Annotated in this window: 17 protein-coding genes; 13 read left to right on the top strand and 4 right to left on the bottom strand. The window is 43.6% G+C overall.

From position 1 onward, the window contains the following. The 3 genes from smc to ftsY are packed head-to-tail and all read left to right on the top strand — an operon-like array spanning window position 1 to window position 5,799. Window positions 1–3,594, top strand: a complete 3,594-nt coding sequence (gene smc, locus AC4J95_RS00470) for a chromosome segregation protein SMC (protein ID WP_494548180.1) — start codon at window positions 1–3, stop codon at window positions 3,592–3,594. Then, the gene (locus AC4J95_RS00465) at window positions 3,591–4,406 is read left to right on the top strand and encodes a Cof-type HAD-IIB family hydrolase (protein WP_494548179.1); all 816 of its coding nucleotides are present in this window, start codon (window positions 3,591–3,593) and stop codon (window positions 4,404–4,406) included. Before smc ends, AC4J95_RS00465 begins: the two co-directional genes overlap by 4 nt. 25 nt (window positions 4,407–4,431) lie before the next feature. Then, window positions 4,432–5,799, top strand: coding sequence for a signal recognition particle-docking protein FtsY (gene ftsY, locus AC4J95_RS00460; protein WP_494548178.1), 1,368 nt, complete (start codon window positions 4,432–4,434; stop codon window positions 5,797–5,799). Window positions 5,800–5,880: 81 nt separating this feature from the next. On the opposite strand, the gene AC4J95_RS00455 is transcribed toward ftsY, so the two are convergent. Beyond that, a complete protein-coding gene (locus tag AC4J95_RS00455) occupies window positions 5,881–6,078 on the bottom strand; it encodes a hypothetical protein (RefSeq protein WP_494548177.1) in 198 nt (65 codons plus the stop codon). A 181-nt stretch (window positions 6,079–6,259) separates the two neighbouring features. On the opposite strand from AC4J95_RS00455, the gene gshAB reads away from it, so the two are divergent. Beyond that, complete coding sequence (gene gshAB, locus AC4J95_RS00450; RefSeq protein ID WP_494548176.1) at window positions 6,260–8,521, top strand: bifunctional glutamate--cysteine ligase GshA/glutathione synthetase GshB; 2,262 nt, start codon at window positions 6,260–6,262, stop codon at window positions 8,519–8,521. 33 nt (window positions 8,522–8,554) lie between these two features. Here the strand turns inward: gshAB and AC4J95_RS00445 are convergent, their stop codons facing one another. Further along, window positions 8,555–9,094 (bottom strand): LOG family protein, encoded by a 540-nt coding sequence (locus AC4J95_RS00445; protein WP_494548175.1) that lies wholly within the window; start codon window positions 9,092–9,094, stop codon window positions 8,555–8,557. 54 nt (window positions 9,095–9,148) lie between these two features. Continuing rightward, window positions 9,149–9,550, bottom strand: coding sequence for a hypothetical protein (locus AC4J95_RS00440; protein ID WP_494548174.1), 402 nt, complete (start codon window positions 9,548–9,550; stop codon window positions 9,149–9,151). A 264-nt stretch (window positions 9,551–9,814) separates the two neighbouring features. Between AC4J95_RS00440 and AC4J95_RS00435 the strand changes: the two genes are divergently transcribed. From AC4J95_RS00435 to AC4J95_RS00395, 9 genes are all read left to right on the top strand, one after another. Beyond that, window positions 9,815–10,714 (top strand): metallophosphoesterase, encoded by a 900-nt coding sequence (locus tag AC4J95_RS00435; RefSeq protein WP_494548173.1) that lies wholly within the window; start codon window positions 9,815–9,817, stop codon window positions 10,712–10,714. A gap of 16 nt (window positions 10,715–10,730) precedes the next feature. Beyond that, window positions 10,731–12,077, top strand: coding sequence for a hypothetical protein (locus AC4J95_RS00430; RefSeq protein WP_494548172.1), 1,347 nt, complete (start codon window positions 10,731–10,733; stop codon window positions 12,075–12,077). Next, on the top strand, window positions 12,061–12,510 hold the full coding sequence (locus tag AC4J95_RS00425; protein ID WP_494548171.1) for a YaiI/YqxD family protein: 450 nt from the start codon (window positions 12,061–12,063) through the stop codon (window positions 12,508–12,510). The genes AC4J95_RS00430 and AC4J95_RS00425 overlap by 17 nt, the downstream gene beginning before the upstream one ends. 100 nt (window positions 12,511–12,610) lie before the next feature. Then, entirely contained in the window at window positions 12,611–13,675 is a 1,065-nt protein-coding gene (locus AC4J95_RS00420; RefSeq protein WP_494548170.1) for a D-alanine--D-alanine ligase, read from the top strand. 161 nt (window positions 13,676–13,836) lie between these two features. Next, window positions 13,837–15,192, top strand: a complete 1,356-nt coding sequence (locus AC4J95_RS00415) for a UDP-N-acetylmuramoyl-tripeptide--D-alanyl-D-alanine ligase (protein ID WP_316401938.1) — start codon at window positions 13,837–13,839, stop codon at window positions 15,190–15,192. Between the two features lie 327 nt (window positions 15,193–15,519). Further along, a complete protein-coding gene (gene cshA / locus AC4J95_RS00410; RefSeq protein WP_494548169.1) occupies window positions 15,520–17,073 on the top strand; it encodes a degradosome RNA helicase CshA in 1,554 nt (517 codons plus the stop codon). Window positions 17,074–17,219: 146 nt separating this feature from the next. Then, a complete protein-coding gene (gene acpS, locus AC4J95_RS00405; RefSeq protein WP_016179518.1) occupies window positions 17,220–17,570 on the top strand; it encodes a holo-ACP synthase in 351 nt (116 codons plus the stop codon). A gap of 19 nt (window positions 17,571–17,589) precedes the next feature. Then, window positions 17,590–18,717: an alanine racemase gene (alr, locus tag AC4J95_RS00400; RefSeq protein ID WP_494548168.1), complete on the top strand. Its 1,128-nt coding sequence runs from the start codon at window positions 17,590–17,592 to the stop codon at window positions 18,715–18,717. Window positions 18,718–18,751: 34 nt separating this feature from the next. Beyond that, window positions 18,752–19,123 (top strand): type II toxin-antitoxin system PemK/MazF family toxin, encoded by a 372-nt coding sequence (locus AC4J95_RS00395; RefSeq protein ID WP_316401935.1) that lies wholly within the window; start codon window positions 18,752–18,754, stop codon window positions 19,121–19,123. A gap of 228 nt (window positions 19,124–19,351) precedes the next feature. Here the strand turns inward: AC4J95_RS00395 and AC4J95_RS00390 are convergent, their stop codons facing one another. Next, on the bottom strand, window positions 19,352–20,404 hold the full coding sequence (locus AC4J95_RS00390) for a sortase domain-containing protein (protein ID WP_494548167.1): 1,053 nt from the start codon (window positions 20,402–20,404) through the stop codon (window positions 19,352–19,354). Between the last annotated feature and the right edge of the window lie 94 nt (window positions 20,405–20,498).

The following is a 20,498-nucleotide window of genomic DNA, read 5'->3' as shown; positions in this document are numbered from 1 at the left end:
TTGTATTTAAAACGAATTGAGATCGCTGGCTTTAAGTCTTTTGCTGACCGCACGAAGATCGAATTTGAGCAGGGCGTGACAGCGGTCATCGGACCAAACGGCAGCGGAAAAAGTAATATCACTGAAGCGATTCGCTGGGTTCTAGGAGAGCAATCGGCGAAAAGTTTGCGGGGCGGTAAGATGCCGGATATTATTTTTGCGGGCTCGGAATCTAGAAAGCAGTTGAATATTGCGGAAGTGACGGTAGTATTAGACAATACTGATAATTATTTGCCGTTGGGCTTTAGCGAAGTCAGTGTGACGAGGCGTTATCGCCGGACTGGTGAGAGTGACTTCTACATTAACAAAAAGGCATGCCGCTTGAAGGATATCCAGGATTTATTCATGGATTCTGGCTTAGGAAAAGAATCATTCTCGATCATATCCCAAGGGAAGGTCGAAGCGATCTTCGCCAGCAAACCAGAGGATCGTCGTGGAATCTTTGAAGAAGCGGCTGGCGTTTTGAAATATAAACAGCGGAAGCGTAAAGCGGAGCAGAAGCTTTTTGAGACGGAAGATAATCTAAGTCGGGTTCAAGACATTATTTATGAATTAGAAGATCAGCTGACTCCTTTAGCTGCTCAAAGTGAAGCAGCCAAGGAGTTTTTGGCGCTTAAAAAGGAACTGACGGCGACGGACGTCAGCTTAACTGTAGCTAAAATCAAACGAACACGTGATTCTTGGCAATCAGCGAAGACCGACTTCGAAGTATTATCTAAAACGGTCGAAGAAAAAGGGCTTTTTATCCAGCAAACGGAGCAGCAATTAGGAACGCTGCGGGAAAAACGCGGCTCGTTGGATGAACAATTAGAAACGGGTCAACAGCAGCTATTGCATTTATCCGAAGCGCTGAAACAGGCGGAAGGTCAAAAAGCCTTATTGAGTGAACGTTCGAAAAATACGCAAAAGACCAGCGCGGAATATCGGGAAACATTGAACGACCAGCGCAAGAAAACAGCAGATGCGCAAGAGAATTTACTAGAAGTTCAAGCTCAGCAGACGGATAAACAAGCAGAAAAGGCAGCGTTAGAAGAGAAAATCCAGCGGCTGACGAATGAAGCGGAAAAATACAAAAAATCGCCGAAGGAACTGTTGGAAGATCTGCGTGGGACTTATGTAGAGCTGATGCAGGAGTCTGCAAATGTCAGTAATGAACTAAAATACTTGGAGCGTCAATATACGCAGGAAACAGCCAAGAACCAACAGAGCGTGACTCGCTTTGAGGCTTTGCGGGAACAATTAGAAGAGTTAACGGCGCAGCAATCGGCTGCTAAAGCCAAGACGCAAACGCTTGAAACGCAATTAACGGAAGAGCAAGAAAATTATCGTCGTTTAGCTGAAGAGAAGAATGCGGCGCAGCAGCAATTGCAAAAGGAACAGCAGTTGATGTATGACATGATGAGCCAAGTCCAACAAGCTCGCGCGCGCCAGAAAAGCCTGCAGGAGATTCAAGAAAATTACAGCGGCTTTTATCAAGGGGTCCGCAGTGTCTTGCAGCACAAAGACCAATTAAGCGGGATCGTCGGTGCAGTGGCAGAGTTGATTCAAGTGCCGCAGGAATATACTTTGGCGATCGAGACTGCGTTAGGTGCTTCAGCTCAACACATCATCGTGGAGAATGAAAAAGATGCCCGGCAAGGGATCACTTTCTTGAAAAAACAACGCAGCGGTCGGGGGACGTTCCTGCCGTTAACAACAATCAAACCACGTAGTTTAGGTACGCATCACTATCAAGCAATCAAAGATGAAGACGGCTTTTTAGGTATTGCTAGTGACTTAGTTTCCTTTTCAGAAAATGTTGCCCCTGTTATGGAGAATCTGTTGGGAGCGATTTTGATCGCTCGTGATCTGGATAGTGCCAATCGGCTTGCCCGCTTGGTACGTTATCAAGTTCGTGTGGTTTCTCTGGACGGCGACGTCATGAATGCTGGCGGCTCCATGACTGGTGGCGCAACGAAGCAAGGAAATCGTGGGAATCTATTCAACCAAGGTCATGAACTGGCCGAATGGACCAAACGTTATGAAGAAATCAATCAAGCGCTGCAAGTAAAAGAAAAACTTGTCCGTGATCTGCAGGCAAAAGTTGCAGAACAAACGGAAGCGTTAGAAACGTTGCGGACGCAAGGCGAGCAAACACGTTTGTCCTATCAGGAAGCCCAAAGCAATGAAGAACGGGTGGAAACGGAATTCGCACGTTTGCAAAAGGAACAAACCTTGTTTTCTTATGAGGCCAAAGAGCTGGAAAGCTTCTTGAATGATTATCAGGCACAAAAAGAAACATTGGAATTTCAACAGGTCGAATTAAAGACGCAGCAGGATCAGATCAATCAAGAGATTCAGCAATTGAATGAAGAAAGCGATCAGCTGGAAGAAAAACGCGCCAGCATCAACGCTGAGTTGAGTCGTTTACAAGCGGATTATGCAGTATTGGATGAACGATTGCTTTATTTGGAACGGCAAGCATTGGGCTTTGAACAGCAGATCAGTGAGATTAATGAGCAGATTGCGAGTTTAGAAAACCAGTTACTGGCACTTTCCAGCGATTCCTCCGATCATGAAGAATCCGAAGAAAGCTTGAGTCAACGCTTAACAGAATTAGCCACTGCTCGTGAACATTTACAGGAACAGCTGGCGATCTGGAAAGAAACCCGTCAAAACTTGCAGCAGCAAGTCGATCAGGCGGATAGCGGGCTGACTGAAGCGAATCGGGAGCAAAAGCAATTGTTGGCACGGCAGTCACAAGCAGATGTTCAAAAAAATCGTTATGAACTGAAGCTGGATAACGCCCTGGCTTACTTGCAAGAAGAATATAGTTTGACCTTTGAAGGGGCAGAAGCTCAAGCAGATCCTGAAATTGATCAGCAGGAAGCTCAATCCGAGGTTACTAGGCTTAAACAAGCAATCGATCGACTAGGACCAGTTAATCTGAACGCCATCGAACAATACCAGCAAGTTGAAGAACGCTATGATTTCTTAACGACACAGCGGGATGACTTACTGTCGGCGAAAGAGCAGCTGTTCGAAACGATGGATGAGATGGATGATGAAGTCAAAACCCGTTTTTATACGACGTTCCAAGCGATTCGCGAAAAATTCAACGTGGTCTTTCCGAATATGTTTGGCGGTGGTCGAGCGGAATTGGTCTTGACGGATCCGGATGATTTATTGAATACTGGGATTGAGATCGAAGCGCAGCCGCCGGGTAAAAAATTACAGAGTTTATCACTTCTTTCCGGTGGTGAACGAGCATTGACGGCGATCGCGTTGTTATTCTCAATCATTCAAGTACGCCCTGTACCTTTCTGTGTCTTGGATGAAGTCGAGGCGGCTTTGGATGAAGCGAACGTTGCCCGTTTTGGCCGCTATCTGAGTGCTTTCCAAAACGATACGCAATTCATCGTAGTGACGCACCGTAAAGGGACGATGGAAGCAGCAGATGTGCTTTATGGAGTGACGATGCAGGAATCCGGTATTTCAAAAATTATTTCGGTACGACTTGAAGAAGTGAAAGAAGATGGGAAATTTCGAGTGAAGGAAGGAAATACACCAGAATGATAAAGTTAATTGCGATTGATTTAGACGGTACATTGTTGACGGATGCGAAGACGATCTCGGATACAAATAAAGAAATATTGGCAAAAGCAAAAGATCGGGGAGTGAAGATCGTTATCTGTACCGGTCGTCCATTGATCGCGATCAAAGATTATTTAGCAGAGCTGAACTTGCTTGATGCGGATGATTACTCGATCACGTTCAACGGCGGTTTGATCCAAACAAACACAGGTGAGATTTTGGGCAAGACAGCGATGGAATTAGCAGATGTGCGGCACATTTATCAATTGATGACGAAGTTAAATCTGCCAATGGATGTATTGTCAGATGCTTTATGTTTTCAACTGATGACATCGAAAGACCATCCTTCGATCTATCCCACAATGAACAAAGCATTGACCTATGTGTCAAAGACCATTGATGCACTAGAAGTCGACGCATTGTACAATAAGGTAGTCACAGCGATCGACGTGGCCTATTTAGACCAACAGATGGCGCTGATCCCAAACGAAGAATACGAGCGTTTTGAAATATTCAAAACACGACCAAATTTATTAGAGTTTATGCCTAAAGGTGTGACAAAAGCATTTGGACTTTCCGTTTTAGGTGACCATCTAGGAATCACAGCGAATGAAATGATGGCGTTAGGCGATGAAGCCAATGACTTGTCCATGATTAATTATGCAGGGATGGGTGTAGCAATGGAAAATGCGACTGATGGTGTAAAATCAGCAGCCAATTTCGTAACTAGAACGAATCAGGCCGATGGTGTTGCCCATGCCATCCAAAAATTTGTATTTGATGAGTTGAATTAAGTGAAGGTATAAGGGGGGATTTTACATGGGATTATTTGACCGCATAAAAAAAGCCTTTAGTGGTGAAACAAAAGAGGAATCTGAAAAACAAGAGGAAGTCGTCGAGGAAAAAGAAGCCTCAGAGGTCGAACCTCAAGCCGAATCAAGCGAAACACCTGAGAGCGAAGAGAAAGCGGCTGAAACGGCAGAGCAGAGCGATGAAGTGATTGAAGAATCGCTTGAACAAGCTGAGGAGATGGTGGATGCTCCTGCACAAGAAATGCCAATACAGGAACCAGAGATAGCTGAACCGGAAGAAAAAGAAGAGCCGATTGATTTAGCAGATACCAGTGAAGAAAAAACTGCTGAGCCAGAAGCAGTCGAAGAAGCTGCTGTAGAAGAAACGATCGAGACTCCAGAAGCGGAGCCGGAACCAGAAATCGTTGTTCCAGCGGAGCCCGCGGCAAAGGAAGAAACGGTTCAGGAGAAATATGATAAAGGTCTAGAAAAGACCCGTAAATCTTTCGGCGATCGAATGAATGAATTGTTTGCTCGTTTCCGCCGCGTAGATGAAGACTTCTTTGAGGAACTGGAAGAAACCTTGATCGGTGCTGATGTTGGTTTTGATACGGCAATCAAATTGACAGATTCGTTGAGGCAGGAAGTCAAGCTGAAAAATGCGAAGAAACCTGCTCAGATCCAAAATGTCATCATTGAAAAGTTGGTGGAGATTTACGAAGCAGAAGGAATCAACGAAAATAATCAAATCAATCTGCAGCCTGATGGATTGAGCGTGATCTTATTTGTTGGAGTCAATGGTACTGGGAAAACTACCAGTATCGGGAAATTGGCGAACCAATATCGCAATGAAGGTAAAAAAGTCTTACTAGCAGCGGCGGATACCTTCCGTGCTGGTGCGATCGATCAGTTAGTCGTCTGGGGCCAACGCTCTGGTGTAGAAGTTGTTCGGGGTAATGCCGGCGGCGACCCAGCCGCAGTTGTTTTTGACGCTGTTGATAAAGCGAAGAAAGAGAACTATGATATCCTGCTGATCGATACAGCGGGACGGTTGCAGAATAAGGTCAACTTGATGAATGAATTGGAAAAAATCAAACGTGTCATCCAACGTGAATTTCCAACTGCGCCCCATGAAGTGCTGTTGGTGGTTGATGCAACGACTGGACAAAACGCGTTAGTCCAAGCACGTCAATTCAAAGAAACCACTGACGTTACCGGGCTGGTCTTGACCAAGCTTGACGGGACCGCAAAGGGTGGGATCGTCCTGGCAATCCGTAATGAATTGCATTTGCCGGTGAAATTGGTTGGTTTAGGTGAAGGATTAGATGATCTGGAAGCCTTTAATCCAAATGATTTTGCAATCGGATTGTTCAAAGGTTTGTTGAAAGAAGAGTAAAAGAAGAACTGTTGAGAGTTTTCCTCAACAGTTCTTCTTTGTCAGTTTCTATTTTTTGAAAAGTGAAGGTATCGAAATGAGCTAATGCGTATCTTGAAAATAGGGTGGCACATGCAGGCTGATATTGGTTTGTCTTGCGTTAGCATCCATTATCCGTTGGACATCGTTGCAATGGAACTGATGCTGGCGATGGGGATGTAACATCACGAATTCTTTAGCTTCTGTTTCTTGACATAAATGGGCTGTATCATTCATCCTTGATGACTTTTCTTTCTCCATGATTGATGCCTCCATTCTTTTTTTATTACTAAATGCATAACTTGATTATCCCTTTGTTAATCTTATTGTTATTATTATTTAATCATAATTTAACTTTTAATGCTATAACTTTTTCAAGCATTTCCGTTCTGTTTCTGGATATACTTCTATATAATGTGAAGCATGGGAGGGCTATGGACAAATGAATACAAAAAAAATGATGGCACAAGAAAAGGTTAAGCCTTTTTTACTGCAAGCACGATATGGGATCGAGAAGGAAAGCCAGCGGGTGACACTGGAGGGAGATTTAGTACAGACAGATCATCCAGCCCCCGTAGGAAATAGAAGCTTCCATCCTTATATCCAAACTGATTTTTCTGAAACGCAATTAGAGTTGATCACGCCAGTCACTGAATCAGTTGATGAGGTATTGGCTTATTTAGAGGCGATCCATGACGTGGCGCAGCGAAGTATGTCCAAGGATGAGATGATGTGGCCATTTTCAATGCCACCCATGCTTCCGGAAAAAGAGGAAGATATTCAGATTGCCAAACTAGAACGTCATGCGGACGTCTTATACCGTCGATATTTAGCACGGGAATATGGCAAACGTAAGCAAATGGTGAGTGGGATTCATTTTAATTTTGAATACGGTCTTGATTTGATTAAGCAACTGTATTTAGTGAGCGATGAAGACGTATCAATGGAGGACTTCAAGACTCGATTGTATATGAAGATTGCCCGCAACTTCTTACGTTACCGCTGGTTGCTGACCTATTTATTTGGGGCCAGTCCGCTAAGCGAAGATCGCTATTTTGATGATGAAGATCGCCCGAAGGAACCTGTTCGCAGTATTCGCACGAGCCATTACGGCTATGTGAACAAGCCAGATGTTCAAGTCTCTTATGAAACCTTAGCACGCTACAGCGAGGATTTAGCTGAAAATGTTGCCTTGGGACGGTTATCTGAAGAAAAAGAGTTTTACGCACCGATTCGGATGCGAGGCGGGAAAAAGGTCGCGGATCTTTTTCATACAGGAATTCGCTATGTAGAACTGCGTAACATCGACTTAAATCCTTTTGACCGTGTCGGAATTGATGCAGACGAGATTGAGTTTATTCATTTGTTCATGCTGTATTTATTATGGACAGATGAAAAGTTGTCGGCGGATGAATGGGTGGCAGAAGGCAATCGGATCAGTGATGCAGTCTCATTAGAGCATCCGGCAAAGCCGACTGCTTTTCTGGCAGAAGGTCAAACGATCTTTACTGAAATGCTGCAAATGGTGAATGAGTTAGATTTAGATGGTGCTGAGTTGCTTGAAAAATATCAAGTTTGGCTAGATCATCCGGAAGAAACGTTAGCCGCAAGAATTCTTGCACTAGATGAGGCAGAAGGCCAAGCGAAAGTAGCGACAGAATTAGGTCGCAAGTTTTACGATCAAGCTTGGGCGCATCCTTATCAATTGGCAGGCTTTCAAGAGATGGAATTATCGACTCAGAACCTATTGTTCGATGCGATTCAAAAAGGTATCGAGACGGAAGTGCTGGATCGGCAGGATCAATTCGTTAAGCTGCATCACGGCGATCACCAAGAGTTAGTGAAAAACGGCAATATGACCAGCAAAGATACCTACATTGCGCCATTGCTGATGGCAAATAAAACAGTGACAAAAATTGTATTGGCGCGAGCAGGTTTCCGGGTACCGGATGGCGAAACATTTGGTTCGATGGAAGTTGCGAAAAAGGCTTATCCGCGCTTTGCCCAAAAAGCATTTGTTATCAAGCCGAAATCAACAAATTACGGCTTAGGCATCACCATATTTAAAGGTGAGACGTCAATGACCGATTTCAATGCAGGATTGGCACTGGCTTTTGCTGAAGACGATGAGATCATCATTGAAGAGTTCCTACCGGGAACGGAATACCGTTTCTTCGTGATTGACCATCAAGTGAAGGCGGTCTTGCTACGGACGCCTGCCAACGTGATCGGTGACGGCGAACGCTCGATCGAAGAACTAGTTGCTGAAAAGAATGCGAATCCTTTACGAGGCACCAACCATCGCTCGCCACTGGAAAAGATCCATTTAGGTGATATTGAACAGTTGATGCTGAAGGAGCAAGGCTTAAGGATCGACAGCATTCCAGAAAAGAACCAGCAGGTCTTCCTGCGGGAAAACTCAAATGTATCGACAGGTGGCGACTCCATCGATGTGACGGATGAAATTCATGAGAGCTATAAGCAGCTGGCAATCGATGCAGTAGAGGTTTTAGGCGCTAGTATCAGTGGAATCGATTTGATCATTCCTGATAAGGACAAGCCCTATGAAACATATGAAGATTATGGGATCATCGAAGCCAACTTCAATCCGATGATGCACATGCATATTTATCCTTATGCGGGTAAGAGCCGTCGCTTAACGATGGATGTATTGCGATTCTTATATCCTGAAATGAATATATAATTAGAAACTCCACGCTGGATTGGCAGCGTGGAGTTATTTTGTGTGTTGAATGAATGCATCAATTTCTGATAACGAATCGGAAAATAGAACCAACTGACGGTCTTCTTTGGATAGAAATCCTTGCTTAACCATCGAATCAAAAAAGTCTTGCAGAGGCTGATAAAAATGGTTCACATCAAAGAAAACACAGGGATTATTGTTTTGTCCAACGCGCGCCCATGAATAAGCCTCGCTTATTTCTTCCAACGTACCGACTCCGCCTGGCAAAGCCAGACAGACATCGCTGTATTTCATCATTGTCTTTTTTCGTTCATCTAAATCTTCTACGGTGATCATCTGTGTCAGCCCGGTATGAACGCGTTCGCGATTCTGTAAAAATTTCGGCATGATACCAATCACTGTTCCGCCACCAGCCAAAACGCTGTCAGCGACCGCGCCCATTAATCCGAGTTTGCTGCCGCCGTAGATGAGTTCGTGATTGTTCTTGACGATCCACTGTCCCAATTCCTTTGCGGCCTCCAGATAGGCAGGATCAGTACCGACGTGAGCACCGCAGTATACAGCGATGCGCATTTCGCTCGCCTCCTATTTCGTTTTTGCTTTCAATATACGTTTGATTGTTGAAAATTAACTCTCATCCAGCTCGATTGTTTGTTTGGTTTCTTCAACGATTAGTCCAGTCTTTTCTTCCCACCAGGCTTTCATTTCTTTTTCGTAATTGTTGGGGAAGCGATTGACGGTGTCGATCAATGGCTCGCCTTGAATCTTAGCATGAGGAAAGTTCATGGCTAAGTTGAATTTCAATTCCTTCAGCAAGCTGTAATACTGGAACATCATGTAACACATTTCCTCGTCATCGCCGCTGGCTAGCACTAAAGCAGCGCGATCAAGCATGAATCCCAAACTCCGCATCATAAATAAAAAACCCGGTAATTCTTCTCTTTCGATATCATCGACTTCCTTTAAAATATCGATGTGCAGATCAAGCGCTTGCAATAAATCGGTTTGCAGATTGTGATAAGTAACCATATAAATACCCTCCTTATTCGTTATAATGAATTAATTTTTCAAAGAAAATTAGTCCGACAACTAAAGTGTACTAGATGAAAATTTGCCCAATCTTAGAAAATCGCTTCCCTTCATATGTGTATTGGGAATCATTGAACTGACAGCCTTAATAATCTCTCTTATTTAAGTATAGCACAGACATAAAATCTCTAAATCAGTAATTCAGCTTTTGACTCGCATTATTGCGACTAGTTGTGTAAAGTAGACCAAGAAGGGGGTAGCGTGATGGGGAATTTAGCTGTAATCACAGATTTACATGCTGATATTAATCACTTGGGCGACTCTGAATTGGCTAAACTTTTTGAGCTGCTGCGGGCACAGGAAGTGACGCGTCTGCATTTTGCTGGTGATACAGCCAACAAGATCGATCAGACCCTGGTGGTCAATCAATTTTTCCGTTCGCGTGGGCTGCCGACAACATTTAATTTAGGAAATCATGAGATGGGCAATATCAAGGGCGAGCAGATGATCGAGCATTATCCCGATAGCCATTTTTTAAATCTGCGTTACCTGCCGCTGAATCAACAAACCGTATTACTAGGCTTTAATGGCTGGTATGATTATGGTTTTTCTGAGCTTGAAGATCCGCAGCAAATCCGCTCGATCAAGAATATTTATTGGTTTGATCGAATTATTGAACGATTCTCAGATGATCAGACAGTGGATCAAGCGATTCTGGAAGAACTGCGCGGGGTCTTAGATGACTTGGAGCGAAAGAATTATCAAGTTATTATGGCGACTCATTTCGTCCCAAAAGAAGAATTTATTGTGCATCTAAACGGGAAATACCAAATTTGGAATAAGCTGAATGCCTTTCTTGGTTCGCAGGCTTTAGGGAAGCTGTTGGATCAGTACCCCAATGTTCAACAGGTCGTGTTTGGGCATACGCATCGACGCTTTAGCGATCAGGAAATTCATGGAACGACATATAGCTGTCGTCCCTTAGGCTACTATTATGAGTGGGGGATTACGCGGGACTTTGTTTTGGATAATCAGCTGGCAGAGGTTTTTATTCCTATGAAAATGCGCAGCTTATTGAATAAGCATCAGGCAGAATTTGCGGTCTATAAAGAGGAACACTTAGTTGAAGAATTTCAAAAAGCGATAACCTTGATTTCTTATTAGTGGAAGGATATTTTTTATGGAAGCAGTGAAAAACTTTTTTCGACAGTTTACTCAGACGACACCGTTTGTCTTAGCGAATACGATGATCGTCATTCCTTATTTATTATTCATGCATATTATTGAGGCGCGGACATTTGTTACGGTCCTGCCATTTGTGCTGTTTTATACCTTTCGAGTGACGGGGATTTTTTTGATTCGGGGATTGTATCGCTCGATCGATCAGTATACCTTATTGATGGTTTCGTTGCTGATTGGCGGCATTGGTTCGTTTCTGGCCTTGATGGGAGCATTACATTTTACTTTCTATTTATTTGGCAGTATCTTTTTAGGACTAAGTGTAGCCTGGCTGCCACCAGCAAATACTAGTGTAAATTTTTTCGAAAAGTCTAAAGGCTTTCAAACGATGAGCAGTCGTCATTACTTAGCGGCACTGATTGTATTAGCTCCTTTATTTTTAGGACTGACACTGGCATTTCCGATTCAAGGGGTGATTGTACCAAGTGTTGTGACCTTGTATTATGTCTGCGCCTATCACACCGTCAAGCACTATCCCCATTATGAAATGGATTTTAAAGAATTAACGAAGCATGTTTTTTCGATTTCGGAACTGATTTGGTTCGTTTTATTCTTTGCAGCGCTGTTTTTGCTGCGCAGCGGGCGTCTGTTGTTTAACGAGTCTCTGCTGGATCATGCGATCGTCCTGTTCGCCGGTATTTTTATGCTAGCGATCGTCGTCGTGCATCAGGTAAGAGACCGCTGGAAGCTGCCACTTTGGCAAAATGCGTTGACGTTCATTAATGGGATGCTGGGCAATTTTATCTTTCTTTTTGGCGCTTTTTATGTCGCTGTATCTGAAGGAGCAGCTGCGCAAGGACTCTATTTGTTCTTACCTTATTTATTAGGCGTTATCAGTTCTCTAGTCTTGGCTGGCAAAGTGCGCAGCTATTTCAAAAATGATCTGAGCGTTCAGCTTGTAGGATTGGCAGTGGGGTTAGTGCTGTTGAGTGTCCGTTTTCTATTTCCATTTGCGATTTTTGTCTTGACCTTTTTCCAAAAGGGGACGAGTGCTTGGTTGAATCGTTTGTATTATCAAACAGAGAGTATTGATACGCAACAGCGTATTACTGCGAAATACTCGACATCAAATAAAGGAAGCATTACCCATCAATTTATTCTGATGCTGTTGCTGGTCATCACGTTGCAGTTGAAAAATCTACCAGTCGAGGATGTTTTTCTATTGCGCAGCTTGCATACACCGGAGATTCTTGCAACAATGGACATAGTAAAATTTGCTTCGATCATTATTTTATTAATCGGTCTTTGCTGGATTGGAAGGATTGGAAAGTATGCGTTTGATCATTGATGGCGACGGTTCGCCTGTGAAGGACACCACGATTGCGGTTGCTGAAAAATATAAGCTGCCGGTAATTATCGTGACTAGTATTGACCACTACTCAAAGAAGGAGTATCCAGATTTTGTAGAGTTTATTTACGTCGATCGCGGCGCGGACTCGGCTGATTTCAAGATCGTATCGGTCATTCGTCCAGAGGATATTTTGATTACCCAGGATTATGGATTGGCTTCTTTGACATTGGCAAAAGCCGCTCATGTTTTACATCAGACCGGGCTGGAATATACGCAGATGAATATTGATGCTTTATTGACGCAGCGATTTATCGGCAGCAAGATGCGTCAAGCGAAGCAGCGGACGAAGGGGCCGAAACCTTTTACGAACGATGATCGTGAGCATTTTAAAGAGGTTCTGGAAGACTTGGTACGATCGACTTTAATGTAATATAAATGGCAGGTTTTGTAATACTTGTAAAATTTCTTTTTGGGGATTTTGATTTTTGTGCTAAAATGTTAGGGATCAGAAAGTAATGGAGGATACTCAGGTGAAAATAATTTTACTTTATGGTGGGAAAAGTCCAGAGCATGATGTAGCGATTTTGTCGGCTTTTTCAGTTATTTCTGCGGTCTATTTTGACTATTATCAAGTTCAACTTATTTATATTGATAAATCTGGCCAATGGGTCAAAGGACCGTTATTAACCGAAGCACCAGAAACAGATGAGACCCTGCGTTTGACGTGGGACCCAACCGGCAGTGAAGTTGAAGGTTTCAGCGGCAAGGTAATCGCTCCTGGCGATATCAAAGAAGACAATGCGATCGTTTTCCCAGTCTTACATGGGCCAAATGGTGAAGACGGAACGATTCAAGGTTTCTTGGAGATACTGGACATGCCTTACGTCGGCGCCGGTGTAATGACTAGTGCTTGCGCGATGGACAAGATTATGACGAAATATATCTTGCAGGCAGCAGGTATTCCGCAAGTTCCATATGTGCCTGTTTTAAAGAACCAATGGAAAGAAAATCCAAAACAAATCTTTGATAAATGTGAAGGAACACTGCTGTATCCGATGTTTGTCAAACCAGCAAACATGGGCTCCAGTGTCGGCATTACGCGAGCAGAAAATCGTGAAGAACTGCAAAATGCACTGCAGGAAGCATATCGCTATGATTCACGCGCGTTAGTCGAACAAGGAATTGATGCACGTGAGATTGAGGTAGCTGTTTTAGGCAACGACGATGTTCGGACGACCTTACCTGGTGAAGTCGTAAAAGAAGAAGCTTTCTACGATTACAATGCTAAATACATCGATAACACGATCCAGATGGCGATTCCAGCAGACATCCCAGAAGATGTGATGCAAAAAGCCCGCGATTTTGCGAAATTAGCCTACACGATGTTAGGCGGATCAGGACTTAGTCGTTGTGACTTCTTCTTGACCAATAAAAATGAATTATTCTTAAATGAGTTGAACACGATGCCCGGTTTTACTGAATTCAGTATGTACCCATTGTTGTGGGAAAATATGGGCTTGAAATATGGAGACTTGATAGAAGAACTGATTCAATTAGGGACAAAGCGCTATGAGCAGCAAGCAGCCCTTGAATAATTAAGTAACTGTTTAGTCACAAGCAGGACTTGAGACATGATTCTTTAGGGAATGATGCCTCAAGTTCCTTTTAACGTCTGGCTTACCGAAATCGTTTGATGTGAAAAACGGATTCGCGAAGCCTTTACAGTAGTCAGAAACGAAAATTTGGGAGGAACACCATGAATTTTACAACGACAATCATCAGCAGGGCCGTTCAAGGTGAAGTATTGGCGGAAAATGAGGTGACCGTTACTGGTGTCGAATTCGATTCACGAAAAATTGAAGCCGGCGATTTGTTCATCCCATTAAAGGGAACGAATGACGGCCATGAGTTTGTAGCGAAGGCGATTGAAAATGGTGCAACTGCGACACTATGGAGCCAAGATCCAGCAACGGCACCAGAAGGCATCGCAGTTATTTTGGTGAAAGATACACTGTTGGCCTTTCAAGCATTAGCCAGCTATTATTTACTGGAGGAAAATCCAGATGTAATCGCAATTACAGGCTCGAATGGGAAAACAACGACAAAAGATATGACTGAATCGGTCCTTAGCCAAAAATTTCGGACCTATAAAACACAAGGCAACTATAATAATGATATCGGTTTGCCGTATACGATTTTACATATGCCAGAAGGAACTGAAAAGTTGATTCTGGAAATGGGAATGGACCACGCTGGCGAGATCAGCGTTTTATCTGAACTAGCCGAACCGGATGTGGCGGCGATCACCATCATTGGTGAGGCACATATCGAAAACTTAGGCTCACGGGAAAAAATCGCTGATGCGAAAATGGAGATTACGACAGGCTTAGCATCAGATGGGTTACTGATTATCCCGGCAGACGAACCTTTGTTAGAAGAACGGACCCACTCAGCTTCTCAGACCATTCAAACAGTCGGTATCCAAAAGGGCGAGCTTTCGGCTACGATTCTGAATGAAAACAAAGGTGCAACGGTCTTTTCTGTCGATGACAAGGGCTATCAGATTCCGTTGCCCGGAAGCTACAATGTTCAAAATGCTTTGATCGCACTGGCGATCGGTCGCTGGTTCGGCTTAACCAACGACGAGATCTTTCAAGGATTGGCTTACGTCCAAGTTACCCAGAACCGAACACAATGGCTAAAGGCTAGTAATGGCGCTGATATTCTAAGTGACGTCTACAATGCCAACCCAACAGCGATGGGCTTAGTCTTAGATACCTTTGCAAAATTACCGACAGATGGTCGCCGATTAGCCGTTTTAGCGGATATGCTGGAGCTTGGCGAAGATTCGCTTTCACTGCATACCAGTATGGTGAATCACATCAATGATCAGGATTTTCACGAGATCTTCTTGTACGGTGATGAGATGAAGGGATTGAAAATTGCTTTAGCGGATCGCTATCCGGCGCTGCCGGTTCACCTTTTCAGCAAAGAAGCGAAGCCGCAAATGATCGAAGCGATCAAAAACAGTCTGCAGTCTGCTGACAGTATTGTCTTGAAGGGCAGCAATGGGATGGGCTTGATCGAAGTCGTTGAAAATTTGCAGGAATAGTGAAAACTTGCAGAAAATGAAATGATGTGCTAAAATGAGCCATTGCCGAGAAATGAAGTAATGATTGAATGAGTCATCCAATAAATTAAAGATTCGCTGACGAGAGTTTCGTCGGCTTACCAATTATTTTGAGAAGCGGTTGAGCATTTTTCAGATGAAGATGTTCAGCCCCTTTTTGTGAGAGATGATCCTTCCGCCTGACTTCGCGGAGCGGTTTTTCGGTAGTATCGCCAAGGACGGCAACTAAAGGGACAGTTGCAGACCAAACGCAGATACCAAACCATACGCTCTAAATGATAAGGTCAACAGACATTAGGAGGATATCATTTGAAATTCAAAGAATTAAAATTATCACCAGAACTATTGCTAGCGGTTGAACGCGCAGGTTTTGAAGAAGCAACACCGATCCAAGAACAAACAATTCCTTTAGCATTAGACGGAAAAGACGTAATTGGACAAGCACAAACAGGTACAGGTAAAACAGCAGCATTCGGTCTGCCAATGTTAAATAAGATCGACGCGACTAATAATGCTTTACAAGGTTTAGTCATCGCACCAACGCGTGAGCTTGCAATTCAAACACAAGAAGAATTGTACCGCTTAGGCCGCGACAAAAAAATTCGCGTGCAAGCCGTATATGGCGGAGCGGACATCGGTCGTCAAATTCGTGGTTTGAAGGATCGTCCACATATCGTTGTAGGGACACCTGGACGGATGCTGGATCATATCAACCGCCACACCTTGAAATTAGAAACCGTTGAAACACTTGTCTTAGATGAAGCCGACGAAATGTTAAACATGGGCTTCTTAGAAGATATCGAAAAAATCATCAGTAAAGTCCCTGAACAACGCCAAACATTATTGTTTTCAGCAACGATGCCGGATGCAATCAAAAAAATCGGCGTGAAATTTATGAAGGCTCCTGAACACGTGAAAATCAAAGCCAAAGAAATGACGGCTGATTTGATTGATCAATATTACGTTCGGGCGAAAGATTATGAAAAATTCGATATCATGACGCGCTTGTTTGATGTTCAAACGCCAGATTTGGCGATCGTCTTTGGTCGGACCAAACGTCGTGTTGACGAATTGGCCCGTGGTTTAGAAGCACGCGGCTACAAAGCTGAAGGTATCCACGGAGACTTGTCGCAGCAAAAACGGATGAGCGTTTTGCGTTCATTTAAACGCGGCGATCTTGATATCTTGGTGGCAACAGACGTAGCTGCTCGTGGTTTGGATATTTCAGGTGTCACTCACGTGTACAACTACGATATTCCACAAGATCCAGAAAGCTATGTTCACCGTATCGGCCGTACAGGGCGTGCTGGTAAAGGCGGTATGTCCGTAACTTTCGTAACACCGAACGAAATGGGCTACTTACATGTCATTGAAAACTTGACGAAAAAACGCATGAACCCAATGCGTCCGCCAACCGAAAAAGAAGCATTCAAAGGCCAGCTTGGCGCAGCGATGGAACAGATCCAAAGCCAAATGGAAGAAAATTCCGATAGCCTTGAAAAATACAATGAGTCAGCAAAAGAATTACTAGCAGCTTACTCACCAGAGGAACTTGCTGCCTTGTTATTGAAGACGACAGCAAAAGATCCTTCTGATGCCGTTCCTGTAAAAATCACGCCAGAACGTCCATTGCCTTCAAATAAAAAAGGCGGCTTCAATCGTGGTGGCGGTAAACGCGGTGGCGGAAACAATCGTGGCGGCGGCCGCGGCAAAGATAACTACCGTAAAGATCGCGGTGGTGATCGTGACCGTAACAAAAACAAAAATTACGGCGGGAACAAACAACGCAGCAACAACAAAAATACAAACCGCAGCAATGATAAAAAACGCGGTTTTGTGATCCGTACAAACACAAACGATTAATTTTTTGTACTATCAAAGCCATCAATCTTTTTGATTGATGGCTTTTTGCTTGATATGAAGGAGTTTTCATGGATTATTAAAAAAAAATCGTAGCATTTAAAGAAGTCTTTGGTAAAATAAAGATATTACGTGAAAGGGTTGAGAGCATGATCAAAGGAATCGGGATTGATGCGACAGAGCTTGAACGGGTCGCGAAAATCATCGAACGTCGGCCACATTTTGTGGAAAGGATTTTAACTCCGGCAGAACAGACCCTTTTTGCTAGCCATTCTCCCCATCGTCAGGTAGAATTTCTAGCAGGACGGTATGCATGTAAAGAAGCTTTTTCTAAAGCCTGGGGAACCGGCATCGGAAAAGTCAGTTTTCAAGATTTAGAGATTTTACGTGATGATAATGGTGCACCCGCCTTTACAAAATCACCTCATCAGGGGAAAGTGTTTGTCAGCTTGACCCATACAGAGGAACTAGCGATCGCACAAGTATTGCTGGAGGAATAGAAAGAAGGACACTAAGTTTATGGTTGTAACGTATCATCGACCAACAAGAGCCATCATACATAGGAACGCATTGAGAGAGAATATTAAAAATGAAATTGAGCGATTACCAAAGGATGTAGAATTATTTGCTGTCGTCAAAGCAGATGGATATGGACATGGAGCGATTGCTACTGCGCAAACTGCGTTATCTGTCGGAGCAACCGGTTTTTGTGTTGCAACATTGGATGAGGCCATTGAGTTACGAGAAGCAGGGATTACTGAGCCAATTTTAGTATTGAGTGTTGTTTTTCCAAGTTATTTGTCGTTAGTGCTGGATTATGATTTATCAATCACGGTAGCGACAAAAGATTGGTTGCTGGAAGCACAAGAAGTGTTAAATGATTTAGAGGAGGCCACCACCCCGATAAAAATCCATATAAAAGCAGATACTGGTATGGGACGCCTTGGCTTTCTCACACCAAAAGAAGTCAAAGAAGCCGCAGAGATCATCGAAGCTTCACCGAATATGGTTTGGGAGGGTCTCTTTACTCATTTTGCGAATGCGGATGAAAAGGACACGACGTACTGGCATAAACAAGCGGATCGTTTTAATCAGGTGATCAACGTATTGGATCATCTTCCGCGTTACGTACATTCAAGCAACAGTGCCACCGCTTTGTGGCATGATCGCGAGATGCCGGGGAATATGATTCGTTACGGTGTCGGGATGTATGGCTTGAATCCGTCTGGTCATGAATTGCCAGAAGCCTACCCATTAAAACCAGCGATGGAACTAGTCTCCGAGTTGATCCAGGTCAAGGAACTAGCGGCTGGGGAAGGTGTCGGTTATGGGAAAACCTATGACACGCCAGAAAAAGAATGGATCGGCACGGTGCCGATTGGTTACGCGGACGGATGGCTGCGGAAAATGCAAGGTTTTTCATTATTAGTGGAGGGTGAGTTCTGCGAAATTGTTGGACGCGTCTGTATGGATCAATTGATGATCCGGCTGCCGCGAGAATTTAAGGCTGGAACAAAAGTCACGTTGATCGGTAAAAGTAAAGGAAAAGAAATCACGATGCAAGACGTAGCGGATCATTTAGGAACGATCCACTATGAAGTTTGTTGTATGCTTTCAGAACGTGTACCGCGAATTTATCAAGAATAAATGAACAAAATTATGAATTTTTGGGAGGAAAAATATGGTTAAGCGTGGTGATATCTATTTCGCAGATTTATCGCCAGTTATTGGTTCTGAACAAGGCGGGATTCGCCCGGTGCTGGTAATCCAAAATAACTTGGGCAATCATTTTAGCCCGACGATCATCATCGCGGCGATCACCGCAAAAATGGCGAAGCCAAAACTACCGACACATATCGGAATCAAATCAAATGGAACCGGCATCGAACGTGATTCAGTGATTCTGCTGGAGCAGATTCGTACGATCGACAAATCTCGTTTGAAGGAAAAGGTTTGTCATTTGGATCGCTGCTTGATGGCAGAAGTGGATGCTGCTTTGCGCATCAGCGTCGGCATCGAAACGATGTCTGCGGTGGCACCGAATCTTACATAACATCATTTTTGTTGGGTCGTTAAGGCACGGCTTCATTAACGTTTGTGATCATAAAAATGATTCGAAAAGCAAGAGGATCACAGGAAAGATTTTTTCAAAAGTTTTAGTAGTGATCTTAAAAAATGGGTTTACATTTATGAGTCAGCAATTTATTGATAATTTATCTACTTGTAGACAAAAGACGTTCCAAACGCGTGATTTGAGTTTGGGCCGTCTTTTTATCTGCTTTTATGCTTGGGCGTAAACAATCAGATTAACAGTATCACTTAAGCAGGTTTGCAAAGTGATGCGTTCACCACCGCCAGTCGAAGTTATCTGATCCCAGTTATCTTGACCGGAATGGATATCGCGACCGCTATCGTCAACTTGGACTATTCCATTTACGATATAAGTTGTTGCATTACCAGCGCCATCAGTAACTGTAATGCCGTTTCCAGCGCCAAGAGAACAAATAGGAGAAAAGACTCCCGGATTATGTCCGATAAAATGTGTATTTAGTCCATCTGAGCCAGATTGTATCGAACTACCGCCCCAGGTTGCAGCAATGGCTCCGCTATTAATGATCCCTTGACCGCTGCCTTGTCCGGCATTTTGGTAGGGAATAGAAATTCCATTGAAGGAAATTTGATTCGGCGTGAAGGCGGTAGGCTGACTCACCGGTTCTGGATCAGGAGCTTCAGGCGTTTGCTGAGGAGTGGGCTGGACTTCTTGAGTAGCTACGACAGGTTCTTGTTGTGGAGCTGCTTCTTGGGTACTCTCTACTGGGGGGTGTGGTGCTTCCGCGGATGAAGGTGGTTCGACGGGTGTTTGAGTTACAGAACTTTCGACTGGTCCTGGAGTCGTTTCTTCGGAAGATGAAGGAGTGGGAGCTTGGCTGGTCTGGGTTTTACTTTCAACTTTAGCAGCTGGGGCTGGTTTCTCTTTTTCAACAATGATTAGGACGGTTCGTTTATCATAGTCCTCTTTGTTTTTTGCTGTTAGGATCAAGTTATAACGGCCAGGTTTAGTTGTATTGATATTGGTGTAGTTCAACTGGACGGGCTGATAGTCATCACCAACGGCTTTGTAGTATTGATTGGGGTTGAAGGAGTCGTTCGCGGTAATGGTGATTTTGTCTTCACCATAGATCTTTACTTGATCTTCTTGTGGGACATTTTTCTCGGGTTGGATCTGAGCGTCAGATATGGAAGAAAAGATCATCGGAACAAATAGTAACAGGAGACATACAATAACAACTGGAAAAATAAATCGTTTTCCTCCTGAGGATTTCAAGAAAACCACTCCTTTTTCTTATTTGCCTAAATGATAGAACAGGAAACAATAATAAGAAATAAAAATAACATAATTGTTAAGTTTGATTGTTATTTGCGGATTT

This window comes from Enterococcus sp. GPZ-007 (assembly GCF_059374735.1).
The sequence above is the reverse complement of the archived record's forward strand: the minus strand, read 5'-3'. Positions and strand labels throughout refer to the sequence as shown.